Consider the following 24,614-nt stretch of genomic DNA (forward strand, 5'->3'; position numbering starts at 1 on the left):
GGTTTCTGATTCGAATCCGTGGTGGCGGGTGTCAGGGTGCAGGGGCATACCGCGGAAGGCACACGGTGACGCGGGTGTCTCCGGGCGCCGACTGCACCTCGATGTGGCCGCGGTGCTGGTTCACGACGATGTCCCAGGCCAGATCCAGCCCGAGCCCCGACCCCGAACCGACGGGTTTGGTGGTGAAGAACGGGTCGAAGACCCGCCCGATGATCTCGGCCGGGATGCCCGGCCCGTCGTCGCTGATCTCCACGCGAATCCTGTCCGCGCCCTCGGCGCGGGTGCGTACCGTGAGGGTTCCGCTGCCATTCATCGCATCGATGGCATTGTCGACGATGGTGGTCCACACTTGGTTGAGATCAGCGGGATAGCAACATATCTCGGGGATGCTGTGATCGAAGTCCTTGACCAGGGTGATGGCTGCGCCCATGCCCGCCATCGCGATACGGTCGCCGAACATCAGCATGGTGTTGCGCAGCATCTCGTGTACGTCGATGCACTGGTAGGGGCCGCGGTCGAGTTGCGAGTAGGTCTTCGCGCCGTCGAGGAGCGCGGCGATGCGTCGGCCGGCCTCGGTGATCTCCCGGATCCGCAGTTCGACCGCGACGATCGACTGCAACCAGGCCACCGCGTGGCCGAGCCCGTCGTCGGCGCCCGCCAACCGGGCCCGCACATCGGACAACCAGTCGACGTCGAGTCCGGCCTCGACGAACGTGGCGGCGCGGTCCCAGCTGTCGGTGACGCCGTGGTCGTCGAGCCAGGCAGCGACGGCGTCCTCGCTGTCCGCGACGCCCAGCGCAGTGGCGATCGGACGGTCCGGCCGGGACGCGGTGTGCACCACGTCGTCCTGTATGGCGGTCAGTGCCGCCACTGTGTCCGCGTTCGGACGGGTCTGCGCCAGACGGGCGAATTCGCGCCGCATCGCGGCGACGTCGTCGTGCAGGTTCGCGGCCGCGCGGATCACGGCGGCCGCCGGATTGTTGAGTTGGTGGGTCAGCCCCGCGGTCAACGTGCGCAGGGCGAGCAACCGTTCCCGGTGCGCGAGAATCCGCTCCTCCCGATCACGACGGACCCGTTGGCCTGCGACGAGGTGAATGGCCATGGGGAACTGCGTGCTGATGAACTGTGCGAACACCTCCGCGCCGAGCACCAGCAGCCGGGACGGGCGCGTCAGCCGCGCCGACACCTCGTAGGACTGGTCGACGTCGGGAAGATGGGCCGACCACGCTCCGAAGAACACACCGCGCTGGGTGCTGCGGTGCGTCTCGACATCCACTCCTGCGCAGAACCGGGACAGCACCACCTCACCGTCGAGGAGCACGTAGAGACAGGTGGCGGGTGTGCCCTCGACGCACACCGGACCCGCCGGCAGGGTGCCGATACGCCCCCCACGGCAGAGCATCTTGAGTTGTGCGTCCGACAGATGCTCGAACAGGAACAGGTCGCGCACCTCGTCGAGGAGCGCGGCAGGGTCGCTCACCGCAGGGCCCGTGTCTCGCTCGCTGCGCGCGCGATCGTGCGGCTGCGCCCGCCACCTCGGGGCCAGAAGTAGCTCCCCGGCCGGCGCGCCTCCTTCGCCAGGAACGACACGGTGCCGGCGCACACCGCCTCCTTGATCGTCGCGGCCAGGCGACCACCGAGGTGCAGCGGCACTGCGACGTCGCTGAACCGGGACATCTGGATGGTGCCGGCGCGGCGGCCCACACTGATGCACTGTCCGACCGAGGCCGGGTTGATGGTGCGCGGCGCGGCACCGTCGAGCCGGGCGATCAGCGTGTCCGCGGCATCGGCGGCCAGCGGCATGGCCAGCTGGCAGCTCATACGCAGCGGCATGCCGGACGGGCAGGCCGCGTCGCCGGCAGCGACGATCGAGGGGTCGTCGACGTAGGTGAGTGTCTCGTCGGTCAGCAATCGGCCGAGCCGGTCGGTACGCAGCCCGCTGTCAGCGGCCAGCTCCGGCACCCCGAACCCGGCCGTCCACACCGTCGCGGCGCTCAGAAGATGCCGGCCGTCGCGCAGGACCACGCGGTCGCTCTCGACGGCTGCGACCGTGGTGTCGTCGACGACCATGACGCCGAGCCGCCTCAGGCGCGAGGTGACCGATCGGCGTCCGCCCCGGGCCAGGGACGGCCCGACGACGTCGGTGACCAGGGTGACGTGCCGGCCGGCCTCGGCCAGTTCGCCGGCTGCTTCGATGCCGGTGAGGCCGCCGCCGACGACGACGATCGGGGCCTCCGGCGGCACCCCGGCCAGCCGTGCGGTCAGCCGCTGGGCGGGCTCCCATTCACCGAGCGGGTAGGCGAACCGGTCGGCGCCGGACACCGCCGCCGGCACGGGTGCGGTGCTCCCGACGGCGTAGACGAGGTAGTCATAGGCCAGGGAGCCCCCCGAAGCCAGGTCGACCTGGTGTGCGGTGGCGTCGACCCGCTCGGCCGTGTCGATGACCAGCCGGACCGACGGCGCGAGTATCGATGTGAAATCGGCTACCGCGGAATGGTTTCCCGCCACCAGCTGGTGCAGGCGAATGCGTTCGACGAACATCGGCCGCGGATTGACCAGCGTGACGTGGATGTCGTCTCGTCGGCTGAGCCGGTTCGCGGCGAGCACGCCGGCGTAACCGCCGCCGATCACGACGATGCGGGTGGCGGTCATCTCGGTCTCCGATTCCTGGTCCGGTGAGGTGGCATCATGAGGCTGGCACGCGGGGACGGGGGTGCGGACCCTGGAAACTCCGTAGTCCGCGTGTTGGCTGCGGCCGGTGTGATCGTCGCCTCGGTGCGGGTCGCAGATTGGCTCGTGGGCCTGCACCCGTGACACAATCGCGGGGTGCAAGCAGTGCTGTGGGACATGGACGGCACACTCGTCGACTCCGAAAAGCTCTGGGACATCTCGCTGTCGGCTCTCTACGAATCGTTCGGCGGCGAGATGAGCCGCGAGACGCGAACTGCGCTGGTCGGCGCGTCGGCGCACGAGACGATGGTCACGGTGTACGCGGAGTTGGGCCTTGAGCCCGATGCGGCGGCGATGGCCGACTCGATCCGCTGGTTGCACAGCTACACCGGTGAGCTCTTCGATCGAGGGCTGCCGTGGTGCGACGGCGCCCGCGAGATGCTCGATTCTCTTGCCGCGGCTGACGTTCCCATGGCACTGGTGACCAACACTCAGCGCGCGCTGACCGAACGTGCGTTGAACAGTATTGGCCGGCACTACTTTTCGGTGACCGTCTGCGCAGACGAGGTGCGCAGCGGAAAGCCCGAACCCGACCCGTACCTACGTGCAGCGGAGCTGTTGGAGCTGCGTCCCTCCGAGTGCCTGGCGGTCGAGGATTCGGTGACCGGCGCCGCGGCGGCGGAGAAGGCCGGTTGCGCAGTGTTGGTGGTACCCAACGACGTCCCCGTTCCCGGCGGGATCCGCCGCCGGCACGCCGATTCGTTGAACGGCCTCGGTGCCGCTGATCTGCGGCGGATCTTCGTCGAGATCGATCGCGAGCTGCGCAGCGCATAAACCCCCGCACTTGTGGGAATGCACCCGACCGCCGGTCACGAGTGATTGAATGTGACGGGTATCACGCGGGTGACGCGGAAGGGTGTCTGATGGCCGGTCAGGGTGGTCCAGTCGGGGAAGGCCCCGAGATCTTCGCCGAGGGCGAGGACTTCTCCTCGGGGAAAACAGCGGTACGTATCGCGTCGGTCGCCGCGCTCGGCGGGTTGCTGTTCGGGTACGACAGCGCGGTCATCAACGGCGCGGTGGACTCCATCCAGGAGGACTTCGGTATCGGCAACGCCGAGCTGGGCTTCGCGGTGGCCTCGGCGCTGCTCGGTGCGGCCGCGGGAGCGATGACCGCGGGCCGGATCGCCGACAAGATCGGCCGCATCGCGGTGATGAAGATCGCGGCCGTGCTGTTTCTCATCAGCGCCTTCGGTACCGGCTTCGCGCACGAGGTGTGGACGGTGGTGCTGTTCCGCATCGTCGGCGGCATCGGCGTGGGAGTCGCCTCGGTGATCGCGCCGGCCTACATCGCCGAGACCTCACCACCGGGCATTCGCGGACGGCTCGGCTCGCTGCAGCAGCTGGCCATCGTGTCGGGCATCTTCGCCTCGTTCGCGGTCAACTATCTGTTGCAGTGGCTCGCGGGCGGTCCCAACGAGCCGCTCTGGCTGGGCCTTGACGCGTGGCGGTGGATGTTCCTGGCGATGGCGGTGCCTGCGGTGCTGTACGGCGTGCTCGCCTTCACGATTCCCGAATCGCCGCGGTATCTGGTTGCGACCCATCAGATCCCGGAGGCGCGCCGGGTGTTGACGCGCCTGCTCGGGCAGAAGAACCTCGGCATCACGATCTCTCGCATCCAGGAGACCCTGGAACGGGAGGACAAGCCGTCCTGGCGGGACATGAAGAAGCCGACCGGCGGCCTCTACGGCATCGTCTGGGTGGGCCTGGGACTGTCGATCTTCCAACAGTTCGTCGGCATCAACGTGATCTTCTACTACAGCAACGTGCTGTGGCAGGCGGTCGGGTTCAGCGCCGATGAGTCCGCGATCTACACCGTGATCACCTCGGTGATCAACGTGCTCACCACGCTGATCGCGATCGCGCTGATCGACAAGATCGGGCGCAAGCCGCTGCTGCTGATCGGCTCGACGGGCATGGCGGTCACGCTGATCACGATGGCGGTGATCTTCGGCAACGCCACCGTCGGTCCGGACGGCAACCCGAGTCTGCCCGGGGCGTCGGGCATCATCGCGCTGATCGCCGCCAACCTGTTCGTCGTCGCGTTCGGTATGTCGTGGGGCCCGGTGGTGTGGGTGCTGCTCGGCGAGATGTTCCCCAACCGCATCCGCGCCGCCGCGCTCGGCCTGGCCGCGGCCGGTCAGTGGGCCGCCAACTGGTTGATCACCGTGACGTTCCCCGGCCTGCGCGAGCACCTCGGCCTGGCCTACGGCTTCTACGGCCTCTGCGCAGTGCTGTCGGGGCTGTTCGTGTGGCGCTGGGTGATGGAGACCAAGGGCGTGTCGCTGGAGGACATGCACGGCGAGATCCTGCGGGAGGACAAGACCGCCGCCGGCTAGGACTGAGGTCCGACTGTTCGTGCGATCTGAAGAGCTGGTTCGGCGAGCGCGGACAGCGAGGTGGCCGGTGTCGGGTAGATGTCGACCTGGCGGACTCCGCTGATGGCGGTGACGCGGCCCAAATAGCCCAGGGCGAATACATACTCACCGTCGACTGATGCCGCCAGTTCGAACGCATCGTCTCCCGGCATCGTCTCATTTGCGATCATCTCTCGGGTGTCGGCGGCTTGCTGCGCTCCGTCGCTGACTGTTCCAACGTAGACGGCGACTGAGCGGTCCTCGCCGGGCCGGGAAGAGCTCCACCTGAAAACGGTTCGCTCCCAGGGCGCTCCCGCTTCGAAGGCCGACGGGCTTGTGGCCGTCAACCTGGAGATGTGAAGCACCGGTTCAAGGATCCGCTCGATGAGCTTGCTTTGCTCCGAGTAGCTGTTCACGAAAGAGCCTCCTGCGTCCGTTCAGATAGGAGTCGATGTGGGGTAGGCGGTGATGATCTTGCCGTCCGACCCAGATACCAATACGCGGCAAGTGAATGAGTAGACCGCGCCGTCTTCGGTGATTCGGTAGATGTTGCGTTGAACCATGAAGGTGTCGTTCTTCGAGTTGTAGACGGTTTTCTCTGGATCTGAAAGAGTCGCGCCGATTGAGTAGTCGGCGAGGTAGCGCCAGTTTCCTGTGCGGGGAAGCGCTCGGCCGCGACGTTTGACCAATCCTGGCCGTGCCGGTTGACAACGTGATGAAAGCCGTATCTCTCGTTGCCGCAGTAGAGGACTGAGTCGCCACCAGGCATCGCGCTGACCCCATCGACCAGCGGCGCGCGATGAAACGTTCGCACGACCTTGTCGGGGTCGCCGCCACCCAGAGGGCATGCGCCCCAAATGCGCGGACTATACGGCGGCATGGGCACTTTCGGCGGCGCAGGTTCTTTCGTGGGACCTTGCGGAAAGGGAAGTTGGCCGAAGCCTGCCGCGAACGTGTTCAGTTTCGACGCGACCTTCTGATCAGTGGCGGCGAGGTGCATAGATCCCGCCTTGAGTTCCGCGGCGAAGACCTGTGCCTGTAGGTCGCGAATCAGCCGCTGCGGCTTGGAGGCCGTCGTCAAGGTATCGCGAACCGACAGGTCCTCCGAGACGTGAAATCCGGCGGAGGTGGCGTTGCCGATCGATGTCATCGCCTGCCGCTTTGCCGCCAGCAAGTCGTCGGCCTCGCGAATGGCAACCGCTGCCGCAGTGATGAGTCGGTCGGCAAAACCCGCGACCTGCACACGATCGCGGTCGGTGCGTAGCGACGCGGCGTCGGCGGCCGATCCGACCCATTCGGTTCCGCCGGGGCGGAGGATCGCTGAGTTGACCGCTGTGAAGCCGTCCTGCCAGCTCTGCGCTGTCGATCTCCAGGCGGATGCGGCGGCGCTGAGATGGTCGACGTCCCAGGATTCAATATCGGATCGTGTCAGCGTGGGCAGCCGAGTAGGCAAAGGGTCGCCGGGTATCACGACAGATGTGCGTCGATCTGTTTGCCGGAGCCGGTGTCGGATTGGAAGTACATTCTCGCCGCCTCTGCTGCGGCACTTGCCGTCGACTCGATCCGTTCAGCGAGGTTCCCCGCGACACGCTCGGTCGCGTTATGAAGCTGCGCTACCGCGATTGACGTGGCCTGCCTCGACAACGTCGGCTGAGTCGGGCAGCGGGGCACAGCGACATCGTTGGCGTGCTCGCCGCACAGCGCCGCGAACGCCCGCAGTCCATCCGGATCGCAGCTCACGGATCCAGCCACCGAACGATTGTCGCACCACTTGGGCCGGCCTATCGCAGCGTTTTCCGCCGGACGTGACAGAATCGCCCAACGTGAAGACCTTCGACGCCCTGTTCGCCGAGCTCAGCGAGCGGGCCCGTACGCGGCCCGCAGGCAGCGGCACCGTCGCCGCGCTGGACTCCGGGGTGCACGGCATCGGTAAGAAGATCCTCGAGGAAGCCGGCGAGGTGTGGCTGGCCGCCGAGCACGAGAGCGACGACGCGTTGGCCGAGGAGATCAGCCAGCTCCTCTACTGGACGCAGGTGCTGATGCTCTCGCGTGGTCTCACCCTCGACGACGTGTACGGGAAGCTGTGACATGCTGCGCGTCGCCGTTCCCAACAAAGGTGCGCTGAGCGAGTCGGCGTCGGAGATACTCTCCGAAGCCGGCTACCGCCGCCGCACCGATCCCAAGGATCTCACCGTCGTCGACCCGGCCAACAACGTCGAGTTCTTCTTCCTGCGGCCCAAGGACATCGCGATCTACGTGGGTTCCGGGCAGCTCGACCTCGGCATCACCGGCCGTGACCTGGCCGCCGACGCCGACGCCCCGGTCCGCGAGCGGCTCGCGCTCGGCTTCGGCGCCTCCACGTTCCGCTACGCCGCTCCCGCCGGCCGCGACTGGGCGGTGTCCGACCTGGTGGGTAAACGCATCGCGACGGCCTACCCCAATCTGGTCCGAAAAGATCTGGCCGACAAGGGCATCGAAGCCACCGTGATCCGACTCGACGGAGCCGTCGAGATCTCGATCCAGCTCGGGGTGGCCGATGTCATCGCCGACATCGTCGGATCAGGACGCACCCTCGGGCTGCACAATCTGGTCGCGTTCGGCGAATCCCTCTGCGATTCGGAGGCGATCCTCATCGAGCGCGACGACTCCGCGCCGAATCCGGCGCGGGACCAGTTGGCGGCGCGGGTGCAGGGCGTGGTGTTCGGCCAGCAGTACCTGATGCTCGACTACGACTGTCCCCGTTCCGTTCTCGAGCGTGCCACCGAGGTGACGCCGGGCCTGGAATCGCCCACCATCGCACCGCTGGCCGATCCCGCCTGGGTGGCGGTGCGGGCCCTGGTGCCGCGCCGGGACGTCAACGCGATCATGGACGAACTCGCCGCCATCGGCGCCAAGGCCATCCTGGCATCGGACATCCGGTTCTGTCGCTTCTAGCGTGTTAGCGTCGCGGTGTCCAACCACGGAGGTCGGAGATGACGCAGGTCCTTGTTCTGGTGTTCGCGCTGCTGATCGGGGTGATCGCGGGCTTACGCGCCATGACGGCCCCGGCCGTCGTCGCCTGGGGCGCCATGCTCGGCTGGATAGACGTCGACGGCAAGTGGTCGGACTGGATGGCCCTCCCGCTCACCGTGACGCTGTTGACGATCCTGCTGGTGGTCGAACTGGTCACCGACCAGCTGCCCAAGACGCCGAGCCGAAAAGTGCCGCCCCAGTTCATCGCTCGTCTGCTCACCGGCGGGTTCGCCGGTGCGGTCATCGGCAGCGCCTCTTTCCACACCTTCATCGGGACGGGGGCCGGCATGATCGGCGCCGTCCTCGGCACCCTGGCCGGCGCGGAGCTGCGCAGCCGGGTCGCCGCGGCCCGCGGCGGCAATGACCGTCCCGGCGCGTTCGGTGAGGACGCGATCGCCGTCGCCGGCGGAGTGCTCGTCGTCTTCCTCGTGAGCCTGGTGTAGCGCCATGGCGCAGAAATTCGACGCGGTCATCGTCGGCGCGGGGCAGGCGGGTCCGCCGCTGGCGGGCCGACTCACCGCAGCGGGCCAGAAAGTCGCGGTGGTCGAACGCAAGCTCGTCGGCGGCACCTGCGTCAACACCGGCTGCATTCCGACCAAGACACTCCTCGCCAGCGCACACGCGGCCCACATCGCCCGGCGCAGTGCCGATTTCGGGATCGGAACCGGGGACGTGACCGTCGACATGGCCGCGGTCAAGGCCCGCAAGGACCGGATCAGCATCGGCGACCGGGAAGGCCTCGAGTCCTGGCTCGACGGTATGGAGAACGCCACCTTGATCCGGGGGCACGCGCGCTTCGAGGATTCGCACACATTGCGCGTCGGCGACCAGGTGCTGGAAGCCGACCGCATCTTCCTCAACGTTGGCGGCCGTGCGGTCGCGCCGGACATGCCGGGACTCGCCGACATCGACTACCTCACCAACGTCGGCATCCTCGACCTCGACGTGGTGCCCGAGCACCTGGTGGTCATCGGCGGCAGCTACATCGCGCTGGAATTCGCTCAGATGTACCGGCGCTTCGGCGCCGAGGTGACCGTCATCGAGAAGGGGCCGCGGCTGACGTCCCGAGAGGACGAGGACGTCTCCGCGGCCATCCAGGAGATCCTCGAAGGCGAGGGCATCAGGGTGGTCACCGGCGCCGACGGCATCTCATTTGCCAAGCGGGAGAACGGGTTCACCGTCACTCCACGCTCCGGCGCCGATCCGATCGCCGGATCGCACCTGCTCGTCGCGGTGGGGCGGCGGCCCAACACCGACGATCTCGGGTTGGAGGCGGCCGGTGTCGAGACCGACAAGCGTGGCTACATCACCGTCGACGATCAACTACGTACCAATGTCGCCCACATCTGGGCGATGGGGGACTGCAACGGCCGCGGCGCCTTCACGCACACGTCGTACAACGACTTCGAGATCGTCGCCGCCAACCTCCTCGACGACGACCCGCGCCGCGTCAGCGACCGCGTCACGACCTACGCCCTCTACATCGATCCGCCGCTGGGCCGCGCCGGCATGACCGTCGACGAGGTGCGCCGTTCGGGGCGTGAGGCGCTGGTCGGCAAGCGCCCCATGACGCGGGTGGGGCGTGCCGTCGAGAAGGGCGAGACGCAGGGTTTCATGAAGGTGGTCGTCGACGCGGAGACCGAGCAGATCCTCGGCGCGGCGATCCTCGGCGTCGGCGGCGACGAGGTGATCCAGGACATCCTCGACGTGATGACCGCGAAGCTGCCCTACACCGCGATCTCGCGCACCATGCACATCCACCCGACGGTCAGCGAGCTGGTGCCCACGCTGCTGCAGGATCTGCACCCCTTGGAGTGAGCGCCCCTTGACTGTGGCTTGAGTCACAGTAATATGACCAGTGGTCATATCAAGCCTGGGAGGCGCGATGCCCACGGTCACCTGGTCCCGTCTCGGCGGTGAACGCCGCGCCGCGGTGGTGGCCGCGGCCGAATCCGAGTTCGCCGCGCACGGTTTCTCCGGCGGCAGCCTCAACGTCATCGCACGCCGCGCGGGCGTGGCCAAGGGCAGCCTCTTCCAGTACTTCGCCGACAAGCGGGATCTGTACGCCTACATCACCGACGTCGGCAGCCAACGCGTGCGGACGTACATGGAAGACCAGATTCGGGAACTGGACCCGACGCGGCCGTTTTTCACCTTCCTCACCGACCTGCTCGACGTGTGGGTGGCCTACTTCGCCGAGCACCCCCGCGAGCGGGCACTGCACGCGGCGGCCAGCTTCGAGGTCGACACCGATGCCCGGGTCAGCATCCGCGCGGTCGTGCACCGCCACTACCTGGAGGTGCTGCGCCCGCTCGTGCAGGACGCGCGGCAACGCGGGGACCTGCGTCCCGACGCTGACGTCGACGCGCTGCTGTCGCTGCTGCTCATGCTGCTGCCCCATCTGGCGCTCGCCCCCTATGTGCGCGGCATGGATCCGCTCCTCGGTCTCGACGAACTCTCACCGGACCAGCCGGCCCTGGTCGTGCGCCGCTACGTCGCGGTGCTCGCCACCGCTTTTGGATCCAGCACCGCTTTCGCATCCACCACCGAACCTCAGCCCATCGCAACGCACGAAGGAGAACACGCACATGGCCCATACACCTAGGACCCGTTCGGATTCGCTGGCCGCGGGCGGCCTCAACTGGGACAGCCTGCCGCTCAAGCTCTTTGCCGGCGGCAACGCGAAATTCTGGAATCCCGCCGACATCGACTTCTCCCGCGACCGCGCGGACTGGGAGGCACTGACCGACCTGGAGCGCGAATGGGCCACCCGGCTGTGCGCCCAGTTCATCGCCGGCGAGGAAGCGGTCACCCAGGACATCCAGCCGTTCATGGCCGCGATGCGTGCGGAGGGCCGCCTCGGCGACGAGATGTATCTGACCCAGTTCGCTTTCGAGGAGGCCAAGCACACACAGGTGTTCCGGCTCTGGCTCGACGCGGTCGGGGTCACCGACGACATGCAGGTCTTCCTCGACGACCTGCCGACCTACCGGACCATCTTCTACGAGGAACTGCCCGCCTCGCTGGACGCATTGGTCACCGACCCGTCGCCGGCCGCTCAGGTGCGTGCGTCGGTGACCTACAACCACGTCATCGAGGGCATGATGGCGCTGACGGGATACTATGCGTGGCACCGCATTTGCGTCGACAACAACATCCTGCCCGGGATGCAGGAACTCGTGCGCAGGATCGGTGACGACGAGCGACGGCACATGGCATGGGGTACGTTCACCTGCCGGCGGCACGTCGCGGCCGACGACAGCAACTGGGCGGTCTTCGAGAGCCGGATGAACGAACTCATCCCGCTGGCGCTGAAGAACACCGACGACGCCTACGACCTCTACGACGAGATCCCGTTCGGCCTGCAGAAGGACGAGTTCCAGGCCTACGCCGCCGACAAGGGGATGCGCCGCTTCGGCACGATCAGCAGCGCGCGCGGCCGCCCGCTGGGCGAAATCGACCTCGACTACTCGCCGCTGCAGCTCGAGGACACCTTCGCCGACGAGGACGCCAAGGCGCTGGCGACCTCTGCCTAGACGGTCTGCCTAGAGTTCGTCGGAGAAGTCCGCGGTGATCCACCGGTCCGGGCGCACCAGGAACACCAGGCTCGGGCTGTCCTCCATCGAGGCGACGAAGGCCTTTCCGCCCTCCTCGCCGAGGTAGCGGATCGCGATGGCCTCCGCGATGTCCCGCGGTGCCGGCTCGAGGGTGTCGGCGACGGTGCCCTCGACGGTCACGTACTGGTAAGGCGGCTCCTCACGCTGGACCACGAGCGTGAGGGCGCCGGCCTCGCGGATGAGGCGCGCTTTGCGCGACGACGATCCGGTGTTGATACGGATCAGACCGTCGACGTAGTCGTACCAGATCGGGACGCTCGTCGGTGGTCGGCCGTCCGACGTCGCCACCGACAGCACGCCCACGTGCAGATCGGTGAGAAACTGCTGCCGCTCTTCGTCCGAGAAAGCCTTCATGGTCAGCCCCAACAGTGCCGCAAATCACTGTTATTCCCGCGGGCGCCTCACGGCCGGCGTTGCACGAACAGCGTCTGCGCGCAGGTCCCGACGAATCCGGTGCGGTCGAAGATCTCGGCGGTGGTCACGCCGATGCCGTCGGGGCCGATCGACGCCCGCGCGCGCAGCCCGAAATCGTGGCCCGCGGGCAGCCGATGCAGGTGCACGACGGTGTCGGTGTTCATGAACACGAACTGCGCGGGATCGAGCACCGCACCCGTGCCGTTCGCCGAGTCGACCACCATCGCGAGCCGTTGCAGCGGGGTGGTCAGCTCTGAATCCACGAGCGGCACAAGCGGAGTCAGCCACGCCTCGAATGCGGCGTCGGGCGCGGTGCGCTGCCTGCGCCAGCTCACCGTCTCCAGATATCCGGTGGCGCCTTCCCATGCGTGCGTCGCGCCGGCCGTCTCGCCCTCGACGATCGGCGGATAGCGGTCGACCGCGGCGTCGGCGGTGTCACTGGTCGCCAGCAGCCAGGCGGTCAATCGCGCGACCGTGCGGGTGGTGCCGTCGGGGCGATCGACCACCATCTCGGCGACCATCAGTGCGATCCGGGCACCCGGGCGGTCCACCCAGGCTCTCACCTTCACCGGCGCCACCGGGATCGCGCCGAGGATGTCCAAGCTCAACCGACCGATCCGCATGCCGGTGCCGTCGGCGAGGCGCTCCACGGCCCTGGTCAGCAGCGCCAGCGGTGGCGAGCCGTGCTGGATCTGCGGGTCCCAGTTGCTGCGGGTGCCGTCGGTGGAGTCGAACACGTCGAACCCGCCGTCGTCGCCACGCGAGCGGAACAGACAGTCGATCACGCCGCGGCCCCGGGGGCGTGCAGCACCGCGTCGGGATCGCCGTCATCGGGCACCTGCGGCCAGCCCGGATAGGGCGGCGGTGTGCCACCGAACGCCGGGCAGAGTGACTGGTAGGCGCACCAGTCACACAGTCGCGACGGATTGGGCCGGAAATCGCCTGTGGCGCCGGCGGATTGGATCGCCGTCCAGATGGCCATCAACGTCTTCTCGAACCGCAGGAGCTCGTCGAGTTCGGGGCTGTAGTCGAGCACCTGGCTGTCGGCGAGATAGATGAGCCGCAATCGGGTCGGCTGGACGCCACGAGAACGCAGGAGCGCCACCGCGTAGAACTTCATCTGGAACATCGCCTTGAACTCGGCCAGCGCCCGCGCCGCGGGCGGCGCCTTCCCGGTCTTGTAGTCGACCACCCGCATCTCACCGGTGGGTGCGACGTCGATGCGGTCGATGAAGCCGCGCAGCAACGTGCCGTCGGCGAGTTCGACCTCGACACGCTGTTCGCACGCCTGCGGATCGAACCGGGTCGGGTCCTCCAGTCGGTAGTAGCCCGCCAGCAGGGTCCTGGCCTCCTCGAGCAGGACGCCGCGCATCTCGGGACTGATGTCCTCGGCCAGGGCGGGTTTGTCGGCGAGCACACGCTCCCACGCCGGGGCCGCCAGCGCGAGCGCCGCCTCCGGGACCCGATCGGCGGCCGGCAGCAGGTACAGCTGCTCCAGCGCGGCATGCACCAGGGATCCGCGCACCTGCGCGGTCGACGACGGCTCGGGCAGACGATCGATCGCCCGGAAGCGGTACAGCAGCGGGCACTGCTTGAAATCGCTGGCCCGCGACGGGGACAACGCGGGCCGGCGCATCTCCCGCTCAGGCTGCTCATCCACGATGCCCACCCTAGAACCGGCCGCCGACAGATCGGGGTAACCCGGCCGTCGCCGGTGCCGCCGGGGCTGGCAGTCTGATCAGCTGTGCGCAGAACCGGTCCGTTCGACGTGGGTGACCGCGTGCAGCTCACCGACGCCAAGGGCAGGCGCTACACGATGGTGCTCAAGCCGGGCGGGGAGTTCCACACCCACCGCGGCATCATCTCGCTCGACGAGGTCGTCGGGCTGCCCGAGGGCAGCGTCATCAAATCGACCAACGGCGACCAGTTCCTGGTGCTGCGCCCGCTGCTCGTCGACTACGTGATGTCGATGCCGCGCGGTGCCCAGGTGGTCTACCCCAAGGACGCGGCACAGATCGTGCACGAGGGCGACATCTTTCCCGGCGCGCGGGTGCTCGAGGCGGGTGCGGGTTCCGGCGCGCTGACGTGTTCGCTGCTGCGCGCGGTCGGCCCCGAGGGCCGGGTGACCTCCTACGAGCTGCGGGAGGATCACGCCGAGCACGCGCTGCGCAACGTGACGACGTTCTTCGGTGCGCCGCCGGACAATTGGGAGTTGGTCACCGCCGACCTGGTCGACTACCCCGGGCCTGAGGTCGACCGGGTGGTGCTGGACATGCTCGCGCCGTGGGAGGTGCTCGGCCGCGTCGCCGAGGTGCTCGTCGCGGGTGGGGTGCTGATGATCTACGTCGCCACCGTCACGCAGCTGTCCAAAACGGTCGAGGCGCTGCGCGAACAGCAGTGCTGGACCGAACCGCGCGCCTGGGAGAGCATGCAGCGCGGCTGGCACGTCGTGGGTCTGGCCGTCCGGCCCGAGCACACGATGCGCGGCCACACCGCGTTCCTGATCAGCGCGCGCAAGCTCGCACCCGGCGCGATCGCGCCCGTTCCGCTGCGCAAGAAGCGTCCGACCGTTTAGCGCTCAGTCGTCGTCACTGCGCCGCATGCTCCGCCGGGTCGAGAGCAGCTCGACCTCCGGACGCGCCGCCACCAGACGTTCCGCGGCGTCGAGCACCGCCACCACGTGGGCGCGGTCGCCGGACACGACGGCGACTCCGACGCCGGCTCGTCGGTGCAGATCCTGCGACCCTGTCTCGGCGGCCGACACCGCGAACCGGCGGGCCAACTCGGCGATCAGGGGCCGCACCACCGAGCGCTTCTGCTTGAGCGAATGCACGTCACCGAGGAGGAGGTCGAACTCCAACCAGCCGATCCACATGCTCACCGCGGCGGCGACGGCGGTGCCAGTGGTGGCGCGGGAGACGGTGGTGGTGGCGGCGGGGGAGCAGCGGTCGTCGCGGGTGCATCGAGTGCCAGGAGCTGGTCGGCGGTCTGGCGGGTCAGCTGCCACGAGCCTGCCTGGGGCGCGAACTGCATGGGATAGGTGAACTGCGAGCCCGGCGGGTTGGCCAGTGTGATCGTCACGGTCGCGACGACATCGCCGGAACCGTTCTGGGTCCAGCCGAGGTCACGCGCCTCGAACGCCAGCGGCAGCGCGCCGTTGTCGCGCAGCGCGGCCGCGAACCGATCCAGGCCGGCGGCCTCGCTCGGGGTGCCGTTTTCGATCAGCGAAATCTTCTGCTCACCCGGCACGGCGGGATCGGACAACCGGGCCAGGACGTCGGTCAGTGCAGAGGGCTGCGGCAGCGGTGGCCCGCCCGGTGCGGGCGGCGCGGGAGCCGGGATGCCCGCCGACGGGGTGGGCGACGTCTCGACGGTCGTCGCCGCCGGAGGCGACGGCGCCGGCGCGCACCCACCCAACGCGAACGCCGCCACAATCGTGGCGGCGCCGCGGTGAAGAGGGAGACGCACCGGCGTCATCGATCGGTAAGGATCACCGTCGGCTCGAGATTCGGGCCTCGATCAGCCGAGCATTCCGGCGAGGGTGAACAGCGACGACTGCGAGAGCTGCCAGCCGGTCGGGCTGGGGCCCTGCACGAAGCTCAGGGGCATCGTCCGGCTCTCACCGGTCGGCAGCGTCGCGGTGACGTTGGCCGTCGCGACATTGCCGTTGACGTCGACGTCGGCGACGGTCGCGGTCAGCGGCAGGTAGCCCTTCTGCACCGCGCTGTTGTACTTCGCGGAGACGCCGATTCCACCGATGCGGCCCAGGTCCTGCACGTAAGCCTGCTTGCCGGCGAACGACCCACCCGAGCCGAGGACGTTGACGGTCTGCTGCAGCGGACCGGCGAGTTCGGGCGCCGGCGCCTGCGGCGCATTGACCACGATCGGGTCGGCCGCCGCCACACCGGCGCCGACTGCAATCGAGGTCACACCCACGGCCGCCGCGCCCGCGAGTGCGGCTGCTGCGGTCCCAGCGGTCACGCTGGTAAAGAGGGATTTGAGGGTCACGACGGTCCTTCCGTTCGGACAAACTGATGTAAAGAGGCTAACAGTGTTGCTGGTGTGTCGAATTCCTAGAGCACACACAATGGCTGAATCGCCGGTAGCGTTGAAGTTGTTACCGCACCAACTCCCGGTGTGGGGAAGGAGCTCAGTATGAGTGAGTCCGAGCGTTCCGGAACATCCCCCGAGAGAAGGCTGTCCGCCGAGGACGCTGCCGAGTTGGAGCAGCTCCGTCGGGAAGCGGCGATCCTGCGTGAACAACTGGACGGCGCGGTGGGCGCGCAGAGCGGCGCGCGTGCCGCACGCGACGTCCACCAGCTGGAGGCTCGCATCGATTCTCTGGCGGCCCGCAACGCCAAACTGATGGACACGCTCAAAGAGGCCCGCCAGCAGTTGCTGGCGCTGCGCGAGGAGGTCGACCGGCTCGGTCAGCCGCCCAGCGGCTACGGCGTTCTGCTGGGGGTCCAGGACGACGACACCGTCGACGTGTTCACCTCCGGCCGCAAGATGCGCCTGACGTGCTCGCCGAACATCGACACCAAGGTGCTCAAGAAGGGGCAGACGGTTCGCCTGAACGAGGCGCTCACCGTGGTCGAGGCCGGGCACTACGAGTCCGTGGGTGAGATCAGCACCCTGCGCGAGATCCTGTCCGACGGTCACCGCGCCCTCGTCGTCGGCCACGCCGACGAAGAGCGCATCGTGTGGCTGGCCGAGCCGCTCGTCGCCGCCGAGCACCTGCCCGAGGTCGAGGATCCGAGCCTCGGCGACGATCAGCCGCGCAAGCTCCGGCCGGGGGACTCGCTGCTGGTCGACACCAAGGCGGGCTACGCCTTCGAGCGCATCCCCAAGGCCGAGGTCGAAGACCTCGTGCTCGAGGAGGTGCCGGACGTCAGCTACGGCGACATCGGCGGTCTCACCCGGCAGATCGAGCAGATCCGCGACGCGGTCGAGCTGCCGTTCCTGCACAAGGACCTGTACCGCGAATACGCGTTGCGGCCGCCCAAGGGTGTGCTGCTCTACGGGCCGCCCGGGTGCGGTAAGACGCTGATCGCCAAGGCGGTGGCCAACTCGCTGGCCAAGAAGATGGCCGAGCTGCGCGGTGAGGACTCGCGCGAGGCGAAGTCGTACTTCCTCAACATCAAGGGCCCCGAGCTGCTCAACAAGTTCGTCGGCGAGACCGAGCGGCACATCCGGTTGATCTTCCAGCGGGCGCGCGAGAAAGCGTCAGAGGGCACGCCGGTGATCGTGTTCTTCGACGAGATGGATTCGATCTTCCGCACCCGCGGTACCGGTGTGAGCTCCGATGTGGAGACCACTGTGGTGCCGCAGCTGCTCAGCGAGATCGACGGTGTCGAGGGTTTGGAGAACGTCATCGTGATCGGCGCCTCCAACCGCGAGGACATGATCGACCCGGCGATCCTGCGGCCCGGCCGCCTGGACGTCAAGATCAAGATCGAGCGGCCCGACGCCGAGGCGGCGCAGGACATCTTCAGCAAGTACCTCACCGAGGACCTGCCGATCCACGCCGACGACCTCGCCGAGTTCACCGGCGACCGCAGGCTGACCATCAAGGCGATGATCGAGAAGGTCGTCGAGCGGATGTACGCCGAGATCGACGACAACCGGTTCCTCGAGGTCACCTACGCCAACGGTGACAAGGAAGTCATGTACTTCAAGGACTTCAACTCCGGGGCGATGATCCAGAACGTGGTGGACAGGGCGAAGAAGAACGCGATCAAGTCCGTGCTGGAGACCGGTCAGCCGGGTCTGCGCATTCAGCACCTGCTGGACTCGATCGTCGACGAATTCGCCGAGAACGAGGACCTGCCGAACACGACGAATCCCGATGACTGGGCCCGTATCTCGGGCAAGAAGGGCGAGCGGATCGTCTACATCCGCACGCTGGTCACCGGGAAGTCGTCGAGTGCCAGCCGGGCCATCGACACCGAGAGCAACCTCGGGCAGTACCTCTAACCGCGCGACACCAGCGAGTAGCTGTTGGTCAGGTCGTCCTGGAGCACCTGGGCGGCCTGACTGCTGGTGTCGACGCGCAGCTCGGTCTCCGGTGTGCGGGTGCGGAAGGTCCAGCCTTCGGGAAGTGTCAGTCGCTCCGCCAGTGCGGGCAGGTCGTCGTAGCTCAGCGCCGGGTCGACGATCCGACTCCACGTCTGCATCACCCATGTCCTGCCGTCGGCGTCGGTGAGCTCGAACACCGGTGCGCCGGAGTCGAAGACGAACACAGCGTGACGCGCGACCGTGTTGGGCACGTAGGGCGCCGGATTCATCGACGACAGCGTGACGGTGGCCTGGCGATACATGTCGAGACCGCCGAAGGTGACGATCTCGCGATCCGGACCCATGTCCTTCTCGATGGCGTCCATCAACCAGTAGCGCGGCCCGTTGAGCAGAGCGGCGAGCGCCCCGTGCTCGGTGGCGATCGCTGCGGCGTCGAGCGTGTTCCACAGCTCGGGGGGACAGTCGTTGAGTGGGTAGGTGTTGTAGACGGTCGCCTGCGGACCGTCCGGTCCGGCACTGACCAGCAGCACCTCGCCATAGCGCTTGCCCCGCAATCCGGTGTTCGTCACGGGTTCGACTCCTCTCGTTGCATCGCCAGGTAGGTGTCGCGGCCGGCCAGGCTGACCGCGACGTCGGAGATCAGTGGTTCGAAGAAGCGCTGACGGTAGAGCGGGTCGACGCTGGTGCTGACGGTGAAGTACAGGCCGGAGAGCACGGCGACGAACAGCGACATGTGCACCACGGTCTGCGGTACGGGCACGTGGATGCCGAACCACGTTCCGTCGCAGGGCGGTACGCCGACGGGACAACTCTGTTCGCCCGACCACAGCACGAGCACGTCGGAGGGGACGGCGACGAAACCCAGGGCGACGAAGAACACGAACAGCCCGGTGGTGAACAGCACCACCTGGATCGCCTGAGCGATCACCATGACCGCGACGACGTTGACCTGCTCGGCCCGCGACAGCGGTGTCGCCGCGCCGGCGGGAAGACCGGCCAGTGGGGTGTCGGCGAGCAGCGCCGCGGGATCAAACTGCCGGGTCCTGTCCTGCCGCAGCGCGCCGACCTCGTCACGGATCGTGGTCACCATGAACACCAGAGCCACCGCAGCGAGGAAACCGATGGTCTGCCAGAGCCTTTCGCGGGTCATGCGGGCCGACAGCTGCCACAGTTCGCCGGTGAAGTAGACCACCACGGTGAGCATCAGCAGCGGCAGCGCCCGGCTCATCAACGTGCCGAGAGCCCCCACCTGCTCCCACGCGAACCGGAAGGCCCACAGCGTGATCGAGCCCAGGCCGATGTAGGTCAGCCATATGGTCAGCAGCGTCACCGCCACGAAAGCCGGCACCTCTGCCAGCGCCGCGGCCGACCAGCCTGACACCATGACCGGCATCACCAGGACGGCGATGCCCATCACCGCCAGGGCGGTGGTCCGGCGGCCCATCCGCGCCGCGGTGGTGGACCGCTGGTGCAGGACCTCCAGCGCGAACGGCGTCGCCGCCAACACGACGGCGATGACGGCCAGCCGCAGCAAGACCGCGACGTCGGGGTTCCCGCCGGTCCATTCGGCCAGCAACAGGACTGTCGCTGTCAGCGCGCCGACCCCCGCCACCGCCGGCGCGGCGCGGGCGATCAGCGCCCGGGACCGAACCCGCCGGGTGAGCACCAGCGGCAGTCCGCGGTGCAGGAACCACTCGTGGATGGTGCGTGCCTCGACCGCCGATCCGCTCACCGGGATCCGTCCTGCGCCGACGTGCCCGCCACCGTCGCCGTGCGGTAGCGATCGCGGGCGACCAGCGTGAGCAACAGATCCTCGATCGACGGGTCGACGAACTGCCGGCGATACTCCTTGTCGGTGACCGCGCGCGCGGACAGGTACATGAACGTCAGGGCGGTCAGGAACATCGTGAGTTGGATCAGAGCCGCGGGGATCGGCAGGGTCATGCCGAGCAGTTGCCCGTCGCGCGGGCTCCCGCCGGTCAGGGCGTCCAGCAGCTCGGGGCTGATGAGGATCAGGCCGAGAACGCCGAACAGCGCGCCGGTCACCACGGCCACCGTCAACACCTGGATGATCTGCGACAGGGCGAGCACGAACACGACATTCACCCGTTCCGGCCGCGACAACGGAACCCGCCGGGGTCGATCGGGCATCGCCTCGAACGGGGTGCCGACGAGCATCTGGGCATGCTCGGGCCGCTTGGCCTCCGGCGTCAGGATGGGGCGGACCAGGCCGAGGGTGCTGGACACCAGAAACGACGCCGCGATGGCGAACAGGAACAGCAGGGCCAGCCACAATCTGGGCCGGCTCACCGTCGAGGCCATCGTCCACACCGGGCCGTTGAAGAACACCAGCACGGTCAACAGCATCACCGGCAGCGCCCGCAGCAGCAGGCTGCCCACCGAGGCGAGATTGCGCAGCGTCACGTTCGCGGCCCAGCCCAGCACCGACCCCAGTCCCGTCGCGGTGGCCGCCAGGATCACGGCGATCACCACGCCTTCGGCCACGATGTCGACGACGATCCGCGCACTCGGGCCGCCGAAGACAGCGGCCAGGCCCGCCACCCCGACAGCGGCCGCCGACACCGCTTCCCGCCGCCGGCGGTGGGCGATCCGTGACACCAGCCGGCCCGCCGTGACCGCCGTCGGCGCCACCAACACCACGATCACCAGGACGAACCACTCCGTGCGGGTGGGGGTGCCGTCGATGTCGATCGTGTGCTTTCCGGTCACCGCGACGATCACGATCGAGAACGCCATGCTCACCGCGAACGCGGCCAGTGCGGGGGCCGACCGGGACCACACCCCACGAACCAGCGTGCCCGGCCGCAGCACGGCGGGCAGGCCTCGGCGCAGGAACCACTCTTCTGCGGCCGAGCGCAGGTCGGCGGCGCCGGAACGGGTGATCATGGTCGCTCTCATCTCACCACGCCGCCCAGCTCACCGACGGATTTCCGGACCGGGCAGCTGCGGGGCGGTCGGCGGGCACCTCTAGGCTGGACGGCATGCAACGGATCATCGGAACGGAGGTCGAGTACGGCATCTCCTCGCCGTCCGATCCGACCGCGAATCCGATCTTGACGTCCACCCAGGCGGTTCTCGCCTATGCCGCGGCCGCCGGTCTGCAGCGAGCCAAGCGCACGCGCTGGGATTACGAGGTGGAATCGCCGCTGCGCGATGCCCGGGGCTTCGATCTGAGCCGCTCGTCGGGGCCGCCGCCGATCGTCGACGCCGACGAGGTCGGCGCGGCGAACATGATCCTGACCAACGGCGCCCGGCTGTACGTCGACCACGCCCATCCCGAGTACTCCGCTCCCGAGGTCACCGACCCGATGGACGCCGTCATCTGGGACAAGGCCGGCGAGCGGGTCATGGAAGCCGCGGCTCGGCACGTCGCGAGCGTGCCCGGGGCGGCGAAACTGCAGCTCTACAAGAACAACGTGGACGGCAAGGGCGCGTCGTACGGCACGCACGAGAACTACCTGATGTCGCGGCAGACGCCGTTCTCGGCCGTCATCGCCGGTCTGACCCCGTTCCTGGTGTCCCGTCAGGTGGTCACCGGCAGCGGCCGGGTCGGTATCGGTCCGTCGGGCGACGAGCCGGGCTTTCAGCTGTCTCAGCGCTCGGATTACATCGAGGTCGAGGTGGGCCTCGAGACGACGCTCAAACGCGGCATCATCAACACCCGCGACGAGCCGCACGCCGACGCCGACAAATACCGTCGTCTGCACGTCATCATCGGCGACGCGAACCTGGCCGAGACGTCCACCTACCTCAAGGTCGGCGCCACCTCTCTGGTGCTCGACGTCATCGAGGAGGGGGCGCACGTCGGCATCGACCTCAGCGACCTCGCGCTGGCCCGGCCGGTGCACGCCGTGCACGTGCTGTCCCGGGATCCGTCGCTGCGCGCGACGGTGGCGCTGGCCGACGGCCGTGAACTCACCGGGCTTGCGCTGCAGCGGATCTACCTCGACCGGGTGGCGAAGCTGGTGGACAGCAAGGACCCCGACCCGCGGGCCAACCACGTCCTCGAGACGTGGGCCCATGTGCTGGACCTGCTCGAGCGCGACCCGATGGAGTGCGCCGACCTGCTCGACTGGCCGGCGAAGCTGCGTCTGCTCGAGGGCTTCCGCAGCCGGGAGAACCTGAGCTGGAACGCTCCGCGCCTGCACCTCGTCGATCTGCAGTACTCGGATGTGCGGCTGGACAAGGGCCTGTACAACCGGCTCGTGGCGCGCGGCTCGATGCAGCGGTTGGTCACCGAGCAGCAGGTGCTCGACGCCGTGGACAACCCGCCCACCGACACCCGGGCGTACTTCCGCGGAGAGTGCCTGCGCCGGTTCGGCGCCGACATCGCCGCGGCCAGCTGGGATTCGGTGATCTTCGATCTCGGCGGCGACTCGCTGGTGCGCATCCCGACACTCGAACCGCTGCGGGGCAGCAAATCCCATGTCGGTGCGCTTCTGGACTCGGTGGACAGCGCGGTGGAGCTGGTCGAACAACTCACCACCTGACCGGGCTATCCCCGGCAATATGGCGGCTGACCGGTAGTGTGGGGGAACGGCGGACACCGACATCCCAGGGTGGCGGCACTGTCCGAACAGAGACGCAGGAGGCAGCGATGGCGCAGGAGCAGACCAAGCGCGGCGGCGGAGGCGGCGAGGACGACGACCTCACCGGCAGCACGGCTGCCGGCCAGGAGCGCCGCGAGAAGCTGACCGAGGAGACCGACGATCTGCTCGACGAGATCGACGACGTCCTGGAAGAGAACGCAGAAGACTTCGTGCGTGCATATGTGCAGAAGGGTGGACAGTGACCTGGCCGCATCGCGATCAGACCTCTGCCCACCCCGTACCAGGAGCCTTTGACGCCTTGCCCGCAGGCCTGTCGCACGGTGGCGTGAACCCGTCGTCGTTCTCCGACTTCCTGCGTCACCAGGCGCCGCACCTGCTCCCGGGCGCGGGTGGCTCGGGTGGTCAGGTGCCGGCCGCCCTGCCGACCGACGTGGTGCCGCACGGCACCACGATCGTGGCGTTGAAGTTCCCCGGCGGTGTGGTGATGGCCGGAGACCGTCGCGCCACCCAGGGCAACATGATCGCCAGCCGTGACGTGCAGAAGGTGTACATCACCGACGACTACACCGTCACCGGCATCGCGGGCACCGCGGCCATCGCCGTCGAGTTCGCCCGCCTCTACGCCGTCGAGCTCGAACACTACGAGAAGCTCGAAGGTGTCGCGCTGACGTTCTCGGGCAAAGTGAACCGGCTGGCCACCATGGTGCGTGGCAATCTGGGGGCCGCGTTGCAGGGCTTCATCGCGCTGCCGCTGCTGGCCGGCTACGACCTCGACGATCCGAACCCCGAGGCGGCCGGGCGCATCGTGTCCTTCGACGCCGCGGGCGGCCACAACCTCGAAGAGGAGGGCTACCAGTCCGTCGGCTCGGGGTCGATCTTCGCCAAGTCGTCGATGAAGAAGCTCTACTCCCAGGTGCGCGACGCCGACTCGGCGCTGCGCGTGGCGATCGAGGCGCTCTACGACGCCGCCGACGACGATTCGGCCACCGGTGGCCCCGATCTGGTACGGGGCATCTTCCCGACCGCAGTCGTCATCACGGCAGACGGCGCGGTCGAGGTGACCGAGCAGCAGATCGCCGGGGTGGCCCGGGAGATCATCGACAACCGTTCGCGGGCAGACACTTTCGGGCCCGACGCTGAACCTGTCCGGGGTGACGAGCTGTGAGCTTCCCGTATTTCATCTCGCCCGAGCAGGCGATGCGCGAGCGTTCCGAGCTCGCCCGCAAAGGCATCGCCCGGGGCCGCAGTGTGATCGCGCTGGCCTACGCCGACGGCGTGCTGTTCGTCGCGGAGAATCCGTCGCGCTCACTGCAGAAGGTCAGCGAACTCTACGACCGCGTCGGCTTCGCCGCCGTGGGCCGTTTCAACGAGTTCAACAATCTGCGCAGTGGCGGTATCCGCTTCGCCGACACCCAGGGCTATGCCTACTCGCGGCGCGACGTCACCGGCCGCCAGCTGGCCAACGTCTACGCCCAGACTCTCGGGACCATCTTCACCGAGCAGGCCAAACCGTACGAGGTGGAGCTGTGCGTGGCCGAGGTGGCCCACTACGGCGAGACCAAACCGCCGGAGCTGTATCGGATCACCTATGACGGATCGATCGCCGACGAGCCGCATTTCGTGGTGATGGGCGGGACGACCGAGCCGATCTCAACAGCGCTGACCGAGTCGTACCAGGAGAACCTGAGCCTGGGCGAGGCCGTGTCCATCGCGGTGACCGCGCTGGGCGCCGGCGGCAACGGCAGCGAGCCGCGCACACTGGGCCCGAGCACCCTCGAGGTCGCCGTGCTCGACGCCAACCGACCGCGGCGGGCGTTCCGCCGCATCACCGGCGCCGCGCTCGAGGCGCTTCTGCCCGCCACGGATACGGCGGCTGCCGACAGCACCGAAGGCTGACC

At 68.1% G+C, this 24,614-nt stretch carries 29 protein-coding genes; 15 read left to right on the forward strand and 14 right to left on the reverse strand.

Going from position 1 to position 24,614, the window contains the following annotated elements; genetic code table 11:
- Positions 1-31: 31 nt before the first annotated feature.
- Together MHN84_RS19070 and MHN84_RS19075 are read right to left on the reverse strand one after the other, a co-directional pair.
- Entirely contained in the window at positions 32-1,480 is a 1,449-nt protein-coding gene (locus MHN84_RS19070) for an ATP-binding protein (RefSeq protein ID WP_241206070.1), read from the reverse strand.
- Positions 1,477-2,652, reverse strand: coding sequence for an NAD(P)/FAD-dependent oxidoreductase (locus MHN84_RS19075; protein WP_241206071.1), 1,176 nt, complete (start codon positions 2,650-2,652; stop codon positions 1,477-1,479). Before MHN84_RS19075 ends, MHN84_RS19070 begins: the two co-directional genes overlap by 4 nt.
- A 36-nt stretch (positions 2,653-2,688) precedes the next feature.
- On the opposite strand from MHN84_RS19075, the gene MHN84_RS29725 reads away from it, so the two are divergent.
- From MHN84_RS29725 to MHN84_RS19085, 3 genes are all read left to right on the forward strand, one after another.
- On the forward strand, positions 2,689-2,814 hold the full coding sequence (locus MHN84_RS29725; RefSeq protein WP_255730634.1) for a hypothetical protein: 126 nt from the start codon (positions 2,689-2,691) through the stop codon (positions 2,812-2,814).
- 12 nt (positions 2,815-2,826) lie between these two features.
- Positions 2,827-3,504 carry an HAD family phosphatase gene (locus tag MHN84_RS19080; protein ID WP_241206072.1) on the forward strand — a complete coding sequence of 226 codons (678 nt, stop codon included), beginning with the start codon at positions 2,827-2,829 and terminating at the stop codon, positions 3,502-3,504.
- Positions 3,505-3,593: 89 nt separating this feature from the next.
- The gene (locus MHN84_RS19085; protein WP_241206073.1) at positions 3,594-5,066 is read left to right on the forward strand and encodes a sugar porter family MFS transporter; all 1,473 of its coding nucleotides are present in this window, start codon (positions 3,594-3,596) and stop codon (positions 5,064-5,066) included.
- Here MHN84_RS19085 and MHN84_RS19090 read toward each other — a convergent pair.
- From MHN84_RS19090 to MHN84_RS19100, 3 genes are read right to left on the reverse strand one after another with little or no spacing between them, the layout of a single operon-like run.
- Positions 5,063-5,500 (reverse strand): hypothetical protein, encoded by a 438-nt coding sequence (locus MHN84_RS19090; protein WP_241206074.1) that lies wholly within the window; start codon positions 5,498-5,500, stop codon positions 5,063-5,065. The genes MHN84_RS19085 and MHN84_RS19090 overlap by 4 nt on opposite strands.
- On the reverse strand, positions 5,497-6,555 hold the full coding sequence (locus MHN84_RS19095) for a hypothetical protein (RefSeq protein ID WP_241206075.1): 1,059 nt from the start codon (positions 6,553-6,555) through the stop codon (positions 5,497-5,499). Before MHN84_RS19095 ends, MHN84_RS19090 begins: the two co-directional genes overlap by 4 nt.
- Positions 6,552-6,836, reverse strand: a complete 285-nt coding sequence (locus tag MHN84_RS19100; protein WP_241206076.1) for a hypothetical protein — start codon at positions 6,834-6,836, stop codon at positions 6,552-6,554. Before MHN84_RS19100 ends, MHN84_RS19095 begins: the two co-directional genes overlap by 4 nt.
- 53 nt (positions 6,837-6,889) lie before the next feature.
- Here MHN84_RS19100 and MHN84_RS19105 point away from each other — a divergent pair, with 53 nt between their 5' ends.
- The 6 genes from MHN84_RS19105 to MHN84_RS19130 all read left to right on the forward strand — a co-directional run bounded on the left by MHN84_RS19105 (position 6,890) and on the right by MHN84_RS19130 (position 11,632).
- Positions 6,890-7,171, forward strand: a complete 282-nt coding sequence (locus tag MHN84_RS19105; RefSeq protein WP_241206077.1) for a phosphoribosyl-ATP diphosphatase — start codon at positions 6,890-6,892, stop codon at positions 7,169-7,171.
- Between the two features lies 1 nt (position 7,172).
- Positions 7,173-8,018: an ATP phosphoribosyltransferase gene (gene hisG, locus MHN84_RS19110; RefSeq protein ID WP_241206078.1), complete on the forward strand. Its 846-nt coding sequence runs from the start codon at positions 7,173-7,175 to the stop codon at positions 8,016-8,018.
- Between the two features lie 38 nt (positions 8,019-8,056).
- Positions 8,057-8,539 carry a DUF4126 family protein gene (locus MHN84_RS19115; RefSeq protein ID WP_241206079.1) on the forward strand — a complete coding sequence of 161 codons (483 nt, stop codon included), beginning with the start codon at positions 8,057-8,059 and terminating at the stop codon, positions 8,537-8,539.
- Positions 8,540-8,543: 4 nt separating this feature from the next.
- Positions 8,544-9,914, forward strand: a complete 1,371-nt coding sequence (locus tag MHN84_RS19120; RefSeq protein WP_241206080.1) for an FAD-containing oxidoreductase — start codon at positions 8,544-8,546, stop codon at positions 9,912-9,914.
- 67 nt (positions 9,915-9,981) lie between these two features.
- Positions 9,982-10,701 carry a TetR/AcrR family transcriptional regulator gene (locus tag MHN84_RS19125; protein WP_241206081.1) on the forward strand — a complete coding sequence of 240 codons (720 nt, stop codon included), beginning with the start codon at positions 9,982-9,984 and terminating at the stop codon, positions 10,699-10,701.
- Entirely contained in the window at positions 10,685-11,632 is a 948-nt protein-coding gene (locus tag MHN84_RS19130) for a R2-like ligand-binding oxidase (protein ID WP_241206082.1), read from the forward strand. The genes MHN84_RS19125 and MHN84_RS19130 overlap by 17 nt, the downstream gene beginning before the upstream one ends.
- 9 nt (positions 11,633-11,641) lie before the next feature.
- Here the strand turns inward: MHN84_RS19130 and MHN84_RS19135 are convergent, their stop codons facing one another.
- The 3 genes from MHN84_RS19135 to MHN84_RS19145 are packed head-to-tail and all read right to left on the reverse strand — an operon-like array spanning position 11,642 to position 13,763.
- Complete coding sequence (locus MHN84_RS19135; protein ID WP_241206083.1) at positions 11,642-12,067, reverse strand: pyridoxamine 5'-phosphate oxidase family protein; 426 nt, start codon at positions 12,065-12,067, stop codon at positions 11,642-11,644.
- A 47-nt stretch (positions 12,068-12,114) separates the two neighbouring features.
- Positions 12,115-12,912, reverse strand: coding sequence for a thioesterase family protein (locus MHN84_RS19140; protein ID WP_241206084.1), 798 nt, complete (start codon positions 12,910-12,912; stop codon positions 12,115-12,117).
- Positions 12,909-13,763, reverse strand: a complete 855-nt coding sequence (locus MHN84_RS19145) for a RecB family exonuclease (protein WP_255730646.1) — start codon at positions 13,761-13,763, stop codon at positions 12,909-12,911. Before MHN84_RS19145 ends, MHN84_RS19140 begins: the two co-directional genes overlap by 4 nt.
- A gap of 108 nt (positions 13,764-13,871) precedes the next feature.
- Here MHN84_RS19145 and MHN84_RS19150 point away from each other — a divergent pair, with 108 nt between their 5' ends.
- A complete protein-coding gene (locus tag MHN84_RS19150) occupies positions 13,872-14,702 on the forward strand; it encodes a tRNA (adenine-N1)-methyltransferase (RefSeq protein ID WP_241206086.1) in 831 nt (276 codons plus the stop codon).
- A 3-nt stretch (positions 14,703-14,705) separates the two neighbouring features.
- Here the strand turns inward: MHN84_RS19150 and MHN84_RS19155 are convergent, their stop codons facing one another.
- The 3 genes from MHN84_RS19155 to MHN84_RS19165 are packed head-to-tail and all read right to left on the reverse strand — an operon-like array spanning position 14,706 to position 16,135.
- On the reverse strand, positions 14,706-15,002 hold the full coding sequence (locus tag MHN84_RS19155; protein WP_241206176.1) for a DUF503 domain-containing protein: 297 nt from the start codon (positions 15,000-15,002) through the stop codon (positions 14,706-14,708).
- Positions 15,003-15,004: 2 nt separating this feature from the next.
- Positions 15,005-15,604, reverse strand: coding sequence for a hypothetical protein (locus MHN84_RS19160; protein WP_241206087.1), 600 nt, complete (start codon positions 15,602-15,604; stop codon positions 15,005-15,007).
- A gap of 42 nt (positions 15,605-15,646) precedes the next feature.
- Positions 15,647-16,135 (reverse strand): hypothetical protein, encoded by a 489-nt coding sequence (locus tag MHN84_RS19165; RefSeq protein ID WP_241206088.1) that lies wholly within the window; start codon positions 16,133-16,135, stop codon positions 15,647-15,649.
- 147 nt (positions 16,136-16,282) lie between these two features.
- On the opposite strand from MHN84_RS19165, the gene arc reads away from it, so the two are divergent.
- Positions 16,283-18,103, forward strand: coding sequence for a proteasome ATPase (gene arc / locus MHN84_RS19170; protein WP_241206089.1), 1,821 nt, complete (start codon positions 16,283-16,285; stop codon positions 18,101-18,103).
- Here the strand turns inward: arc and MHN84_RS19175 are convergent.
- Genes MHN84_RS19175 through MHN84_RS19185 form a run of 3 tightly spaced genes read right to left on the reverse strand, consistent with a single transcriptional unit; the run spans position 18,100 to position 21,052 of the window.
- Complete coding sequence (locus tag MHN84_RS19175; RefSeq protein ID WP_241206090.1) at positions 18,100-18,714, reverse strand: hypothetical protein; 615 nt, start codon at positions 18,712-18,714, stop codon at positions 18,100-18,102. The genes arc and MHN84_RS19175 overlap by 4 nt on opposite strands.
- A complete protein-coding gene (locus MHN84_RS19180) occupies positions 18,711-19,883 on the reverse strand; it encodes a hypothetical protein (RefSeq protein WP_374238391.1) in 1,173 nt (390 codons plus the stop codon). Before MHN84_RS19180 ends, MHN84_RS19175 begins: the two co-directional genes overlap by 4 nt.
- Entirely contained in the window at positions 19,874-21,052 is a 1,179-nt protein-coding gene (locus tag MHN84_RS19185) for a hypothetical protein (RefSeq protein ID WP_241206092.1), read from the reverse strand. The genes MHN84_RS19180 and MHN84_RS19185 overlap by 10 nt, the downstream gene beginning before the upstream one ends.
- A 95-nt stretch (positions 21,053-21,147) precedes the next feature.
- Between MHN84_RS19185 and dop the strand changes: the two genes are divergently transcribed.
- The 4 genes from dop to prcA all read left to right on the forward strand — a co-directional run bounded on the left by dop (position 21,148) and on the right by prcA (position 24,612).
- Positions 21,148-22,656, forward strand: a complete 1,509-nt coding sequence (gene dop, locus MHN84_RS19190) for a depupylase/deamidase Dop (RefSeq protein ID WP_241206093.1) — start codon at positions 21,148-21,150, stop codon at positions 22,654-22,656.
- 107 nt (positions 22,657-22,763) lie between these two features.
- On the forward strand, positions 22,764-22,958 hold the full coding sequence (locus MHN84_RS19195) for a ubiquitin-like protein Pup (RefSeq protein ID WP_046365221.1): 195 nt from the start codon (positions 22,764-22,766) through the stop codon (positions 22,956-22,958).
- The gene (gene prcB, locus MHN84_RS19200; RefSeq protein ID WP_241206094.1) at positions 22,955-23,881 is read left to right on the forward strand and encodes a proteasome subunit beta; all 927 of its coding nucleotides are present in this window, start codon (positions 22,955-22,957) and stop codon (positions 23,879-23,881) included. The genes MHN84_RS19195 and prcB overlap by 4 nt, the downstream gene beginning before the upstream one ends.
- A complete protein-coding gene (gene prcA / locus MHN84_RS19205) occupies positions 23,878-24,612 on the forward strand; it encodes a proteasome subunit alpha (protein ID WP_241206095.1) in 735 nt (244 codons plus the stop codon). The genes prcB and prcA overlap by 4 nt, the downstream gene beginning before the upstream one ends.
- The last annotated feature ends 2 nt before the right edge of the window (positions 24,613-24,614 follow it).

The sequence above is a fragment of the Mycobacterium sp. PSTR-4-N genome, from assembly GCF_022348085.1.
GTDB lineage: Bacteria > Actinomycetota > Actinomycetes > Mycobacteriales > Mycobacteriaceae > Mycobacterium.

Coding starts and splice junctions, on each gene's coding strand:
- MHN84_RS19075 (WP_241206071.1), bottom strand. CDS start 2,652: ATGACCGCCACCCGCATCGTCGTGATCGGCGGCGGTTACGCCGGCGTG.
- MHN84_RS29725 (WP_255730634.1), top strand. CDS start 2,689: ATGAGGCTGGCACGCGGGGACGGGGGTGCGGACCCTGGAAACTCCGTA.
- MHN84_RS19085 (WP_241206073.1), top strand. CDS start 3,594: ATGGCCGGTCAGGGTGGTCCAGTCGGGGAAGGCCCCGAGATCTTCGCC.
- hisG (WP_241206078.1), top strand. CDS start 7,173: ATGCTGCGCGTCGCCGTTCCCAACAAAGGTGCGCTGAGCGAGTCGGCG.
- MHN84_RS19115 (WP_241206079.1), top strand. CDS start 8,057: ATGACGCAGGTCCTTGTTCTGGTGTTCGCGCTGCTGATCGGGGTGATC.
- MHN84_RS19120 (WP_241206080.1), top strand. CDS start 8,544: ATGGCGCAGAAATTCGACGCGGTCATCGTCGGCGCGGGGCAGGCGGGT.
- MHN84_RS19125 (WP_241206081.1), top strand. CDS start 9,982: ATGCCCACGGTCACCTGGTCCCGTCTCGGCGGTGAACGCCGCGCCGCG.
- MHN84_RS19130 (WP_241206082.1), top strand. CDS start 10,685: ATGGCCCATACACCTAGGACCCGTTCGGATTCGCTGGCCGCGGGCGGC.
- MHN84_RS19135 (WP_241206083.1), bottom strand. CDS start 12,067: ATGAAGGCTTTCTCGGACGAAGAGCGGCAGCAGTTTCTCACCGATCTG.
- MHN84_RS19145 (WP_255730646.1), bottom strand. CDS start 13,763: ATGCGCCGGCCCGCGTTGTCCCCGTCGCGGGCCAGCGATTTCAAGCAG.
- MHN84_RS19155 (WP_241206176.1), bottom strand. CDS start 15,002: ATGTGGATCGGCTGGTTGGAGTTCGACCTCCTCCTCGGTGACGTGCAT.
- MHN84_RS19160 (WP_241206087.1), bottom strand. CDS start 15,604: ATGACGCCGGTGCGTCTCCCTCTTCACCGCGGCGCCGCCACGATTGTG.
- arc (WP_241206089.1), top strand. CDS start 16,283: ATGAGTGAGTCCGAGCGTTCCGGAACATCCCCCGAGAGAAGGCTGTCC.
- MHN84_RS19185 (WP_241206092.1), bottom strand. CDS start 21,052: ATGATCACCCGTTCCGGCGCCGCCGACCTGCGCTCGGCCGCAGAAGAG.
- dop (WP_241206093.1), top strand. CDS start 21,148: ATGCAACGGATCATCGGAACGGAGGTCGAGTACGGCATCTCCTCGCCG.
- MHN84_RS19195 (WP_046365221.1), top strand. CDS start 22,764: ATGGCGCAGGAGCAGACCAAGCGCGGCGGCGGAGGCGGCGAGGACGAC.